We start from the raw sequence: 5002 nt of genomic DNA, 5'->3' as shown, positions 1-5002 counted from the left end.
GTTATAATGCGCCTTTTGCTTCGGCATTGATTCAACAGTACGATGATTTTGGTGGCAATCCTCTCTCTGATGCTCAGTTGGATGCTTTACCTGGTATTGAAGTTGATGGTTTTTAAGTAATTTCTTTACTTTATTCCAGGTTTAAATAAAAAGCGATCGCTTGTTATTCAGGCGATCGTTTCTTAATACAACAATTAGAACCACTACATCTCCTGAATACTTCTGGCTTCAGCCAGTTGTTTTGCCCCTGCTTGCATAACTTGAATATTTTCGTCAGACCAATCAAAGGAACTTTGACAATGATGGGCGACGAGTAATCCCCACAGTCCTACTTTAGTTAGTATGGGAACGACTAAATTCGCCTTCACTTCCAGATCCTGCAAAAAATCGCGATGGCATTCAGCAATTGAGGCAGTAGAAATATTAGAAATTGCCCGAACTCTTCCTTGAAGATATAGTTCAGCGTATTCTCCATTGAAGCATTCATCTGGCCCTGTAGAACCAAAGATAGAATAACGACTGCTACTCAAAGATTCAAAAGTTACTCTTCCTTCCCATTGACGATAAAAATAATATAAAACTACGCGATCGACACCAAGTTGCTTTCTAACACTATCAGTTACACTGCTAACTAACCGATCTTCTGTTAGATTTTTGGACAAACGATGCAATAGCTTTTTTAAACCAGGATCGGACATAAAAATAAAAATATTTACAATAGCAATCTACAACTTTGCCTTAAGATTCTAAAAGAATGTATAGTTTTATTGCTTTCTTGCTACAAATTCTTCAAGTTTTTTCCTGATTTTTAACTGTGACTTAAAACTATGGTTTACTAATACCCAAATCGGTATGGACGTTTTTATATTCTTGATAATTTATTCCTAGCAAACCAGCAAAAGTACCAGCACCGCGATATATATGCAGTAAAGCGTCAACGATCGCGCTTTTCCCTTGAATTGATGCGGGAATTAGCTTTAAAATTCCCATCAGAATTAGAGCGATGCCTTTAAGCATTCTCAGTAACTGCACCTCAATAGAAGGATATAATTCTTTTTCAATTAGGCTGTGAGTACCCCAAGTACGATATCCTCTAGCTAAAATCCATTTAAGGTTGGTTCTCGAAGGGGGAACCCAATCATAAACAATCGCTTCATCAGCCCAAATAATTTTATAACCTGTCTTACTGAGATTTAAGAACAGATAGGAATCTTCTCCTCCTGTAATGGCAAAGCGATCGTCAAATAGGCGGTCGTACTGGCGAACGATTTCACCTTTGACCATTACGTTATTAGTAAAAGCAACGTGACGTTCTTCTCCCGTCTGGAATCGAGGAGTATCAAAAAATTGTCCTTTAGTTACCCAATTAGGAACATTCGATGCTTGAAAATGAGGTAAAACTGGCCCTGTAACTACATCTGCCTCGTATTTTTGCTGCACTAAAAGTAATTTTTCTAACCAAGATGGTTCGGGTACTTCATCATCATCAAGAATTGCAATAAAATCAGCTTTTTTATCTGCCAAACTAACAGATTTATTGCGGGCATAAGTAATTCCTCTTTGAGGCTGTACGTCTGTTTTAAGCGACCATTGAAAATCTGAATTTATTTCTTCGCAGACTCGAATTGCTACCCCACAAGTATCGTTGTCTACAACAATTACTTCAATTTCAGGACGTTCTATCTCTTGAAATGTTAATTTATTCAGAGCTTCTAATAGACGTTTTAAGCCTTCTGGACGTTTAAAGGTAATTACACAAATGGAAATTAACATATTCGATTGGACTTGGGGTTGTTAAAGCTAAATGGATCTTAAGATCTTAGTTATATATGCCACCAAATTTAACATGATTTTTTTTTAAGATACAAGGACAAAAAATTTAAAGATTGAAGCAACTTAGGCTGCTACTTACACTTCTGGTTTGACTAGAGAAAGATAGGGCTTGCTTAAATAACGATTGGCTACCTCTTGAATAAGTTCTGAGGTAATGGGAGGAATAGCAGCTTGAAAATGGCGATCGAATTCCAACCCTAAGCCTAAAGTTTCATACCAACCATAGGTTTGGGCAATTTCCCCGTTAGTTTGTTTGCCAAGAGCATATTGTCCCAAAAATTTGTTTTTTGCTCCTTGTATTTCTTCTTCGCTTAAAGTTGTTTCTGTAAGACGTTTTACTTCCGAACTCAAACCTTCGATCGCAATTTCGGTATTGGTAGGTGCTGTTCCCATATAAGTGACAAAAGGTGCGTTATCGAGACGAGTGGGGAAAAATGCCGAGACATCGTAAGCAAGTCCTCTTTTTTCGCGCAATTCGACAAATAAACGGCTGGAAAGTCCATTGCCTAGATAAGTACTAATTAATTTTAAGACGGCATAGTCTGGACTATCTACTTTTGTACCCAAGTAACCCAACATGACGATAGATTGCTGCGTATCTTGGATAATCGTGGCTTCGGAAGGATTAACCGTCGGAGAAACTAGGTTAGAAGTGGGTAGGGGAGAATGGGGATTTTGCCAATCGCCAAAAACATCATTAATAAATTTAACTGCTTGTTCTTTGGTAATGCGCCCAGATAAGCTGATTACTAAATTGTCTGGGCGAAAATAAGTTTGATGGTATTGTTGCAGATCTTCTCGACTCAACTCAGCGACGCTAGTTTCTGTACCCAAAACTGAAACTCCGTAAGGATGCTGGGGATACATCTGCTGGCGCAGTTGATTGAAAGCCACATTAAAGGGCTGTTCTTTTTGAGATTTAATTCCTTGTAAAGTTAGTTTGCGTTCTAATTCCACTTCAGCTTCGGGAAAAGTAGGCGATCGCATTATTGCTCCTAAAAGCTCTAATATTTCAGGAAAATCAGCCGAGACAGTCTTTAGGCTAAGAGCAAAATAATCCGTAGAAGCATCCGCACCCAACCCCGCACCAATCGATTCAATTTTTTCGGCAATTTCTAATGCAGATAGTTTTTCCGTTCCTTTGGTAATTACCGCCGAAACTAAATGAGTCAATCCTGCTTGTTCTCTTTTCTCGATAATTGTCCCCGCACCCTTAAAGAAAAAACGACCTGAAATGATGTCTGCTGCTTGGTTTTCGACAACAATTAAAGTAATACCATTATCAAGAACTAAGCGATGTAAGTTAGGAATAGTTATAGTGGAGTTAGAAGACATTATAAATTTTTGACTGATGAGATTATTTTAATTAGCCGATTTAAGCATATCTATATATCTAAGCAGTTTTTCTGTTTTAAGGCTAAAGAATCATTGAGCATTTAACCATAATCGCTGTTGAGCGACGATCGCTCTTTAAATCATTAGGGTGGCTTCCTTATCTTTACTTCCCATATCAGGATAAGGCGTAGCTATTACTCATTACTTTTTACTTCTCACTCATTACTCAAAGAAATGGCTTCTTTTCGTGACGTTGTTGGTTACTTTCGCAAATATAAAGCGATCGCTATTTTTAGTATCGCTGCTTCCTGTCTGTTTGAAATTATCGATCTGGTAGTTCCCTACTGTATCGGTCAGATTCTCAATGTATTATCCAATCAGCCTTTAGATGGTTGGTTGAATCTTTTAATTAATGCAGTTGGCAATATCGGTAACTTTCCTGAAGGTAAATGGTTATCCTTGGGAGTCTTGCTGGGAATAGTGTTTATCGTTACTGTAGTGCGATCGCCGATTCAGCCTTGGATTGGGGTTTGGTATCATTGGGCGATCGCTTTAGAAGCCAGAAGAGATCATTTTAGTAAGATCGTTGCCAAAATTTTGACCCTTCCCTTGGGTTATTATGACGAAAATAATCCTGGGCGCATTGCAGGTAGAATCGCTAGAGGTATCGAGAATCACACCTGGACTTATCCCGATATTGCTGGGCAATTAATTCCCAAGCTAGCCAGGATTTTGGGTATTTTTGCGATGATTCTTTTGATCGAACCACCTATTGCGATCGCTTTTCTGATTTCCTTTATTTTAATTTTGGGTTACAGTCTCAAACATCTCAAAATCTTAATTGCCAAAGAAGAGTTACTGGAAAAGCACCAGGAAAACACCGAAAGCCGTACTTCAGAGATTATTACTAATATCAAAACCGTTAAATCTTTTGCGGCTGAAGATCGCGAATATCAACGGCAACAACGCAGATTCGATCGCGAGTATCGATACGTTACCTATCGCATCCACAAAGGCTATGTAAATCTAATTACTTGGTCGCGTACTGTGATTCAAACCTGCGTCTTTCTGGTACTGTTGTTTACTTTAATTTCTACAGTTCGAGGCAACATTACTCTAGGACATTTCATCACCACCCTAACCATTTCTAGCATGGCTTATGCGGAACTAGAACCCATCAGTCAATTAGCAGAAATATTTGCCCGTCGCTATGCTTCCATGAGAAGATTGCACGACTTTATGCAGCTAGAATCGGGGGCAGATGCTGCTAGCTTAAATCTAGAAGGAATAGATGATAATCCTTACAAATTTACGGGCAAACTAGAATTCCAAAATCTTAGCTTCGGTTACGACTGCGATCGCCCGATCTTACAAGATATCAATCTACTAGTAGAACCCTATCAAACTGTAGCTCTAGTAGGTCGTTCTGGTTCGGGAAAATCTACTTTAGTCAAACTTCTATTCCGCTATTTTGAACCCCAACAAGGAGCAATTACCGTCGATGGAGAAAACATCAATACTTTAGATACTGCCCGTTACCGCCGTCGTTTGGCAATCGTCCATCAAGATGTGGATATTTTTAACGGCACAGTCTGGGATAACCTCACCTATGGCAACCCAAATGTAGCCAGAGAAAAAGTGAAAGAAGCTTGTCAAATTGCTAGAGTAGACGAATTTATTCACGAACTGCCCAAAGGTTATCTAACTGTGGTGGGAGAGCGTGGTGTCAGACTTTCAGGAGGACAAAAACAACGTTTGGGTATTGCTAGGGCGTTAGTTGTCGATCCAGATATTTTAATTTTTGACGAAGCAACTTCTAGCTTAGATTACGAAT

General features: G+C 38.9%; 4 protein-coding genes. 1 reads left to right on the top strand and 3 read right to left on the bottom strand.

Annotation, left to right across the window (positions count from 1 at the left end):
• Positions 1-203: 203 nt before the first annotated feature.
• The 3 genes from AC33VI_RS10150 to AC33VI_RS10140 all read right to left on the bottom strand — a co-directional run bounded on the left by AC33VI_RS10150 (position 204) and on the right by AC33VI_RS10140 (position 3168).
• Complete coding sequence (locus tag AC33VI_RS10150; protein ID WP_491782144.1) at positions 204-698, bottom strand: GAF domain-containing protein; 495 nt, start codon at positions 696-698, stop codon at positions 204-206.
• 127 nt (positions 699-825) lie between these two features.
• On the bottom strand, positions 826-1773 hold the full coding sequence (locus tag AC33VI_RS10145) for a glycosyltransferase family 2 protein (protein ID WP_491782143.1): 948 nt from the start codon (positions 1771-1773) through the stop codon (positions 826-828).
• Between the two features lie 135 nt (positions 1774-1908).
• On the bottom strand, positions 1909-3168 hold the full coding sequence (locus AC33VI_RS10140; RefSeq protein ID WP_491782142.1) for a M16 family metallopeptidase: 1260 nt from the start codon (positions 3166-3168) through the stop codon (positions 1909-1911).
• A 234-nt stretch (positions 3169-3402) separates the two neighbouring features.
• On the opposite strand from AC33VI_RS10140, the gene AC33VI_RS10135 reads away from it, so the two are divergent.
• On the top strand, positions 3403-5002 hold a 1600-nt coding region (locus tag AC33VI_RS10135), incomplete at its 3' end, for an ABC transporter ATP-binding protein (protein ID WP_491782141.1).

Source organism: Waterburya sp. (genome assembly GCF_058530065.1).
The sequence above is the reverse complement of the archived record's forward strand: the minus strand, read 5'-3'. Positions and strand labels throughout refer to the sequence as shown.

Bases quoted from the DNA above. Each gene is read 5' to 3' on its own strand.
- AC33VI_RS10150 (WP_491782144.1), bottom strand. From the start codon at position 698: ATGTCCGATCCTGGTTTAAAAAAGCTATTGCATCGTTTGTCCAAAAAT.
- AC33VI_RS10145 (WP_491782143.1), bottom strand. From the start codon at position 1,773: ATGTTAATTTCCATTTGTGTAATTACCTTTAAACGTCCAGAAGGCTTA.
- AC33VI_RS10140 (WP_491782142.1), bottom strand. From the start codon at position 3,168: ATGTCTTCTAACTCCACTATAACTATTCCTAACTTACATCGCTTAGTT.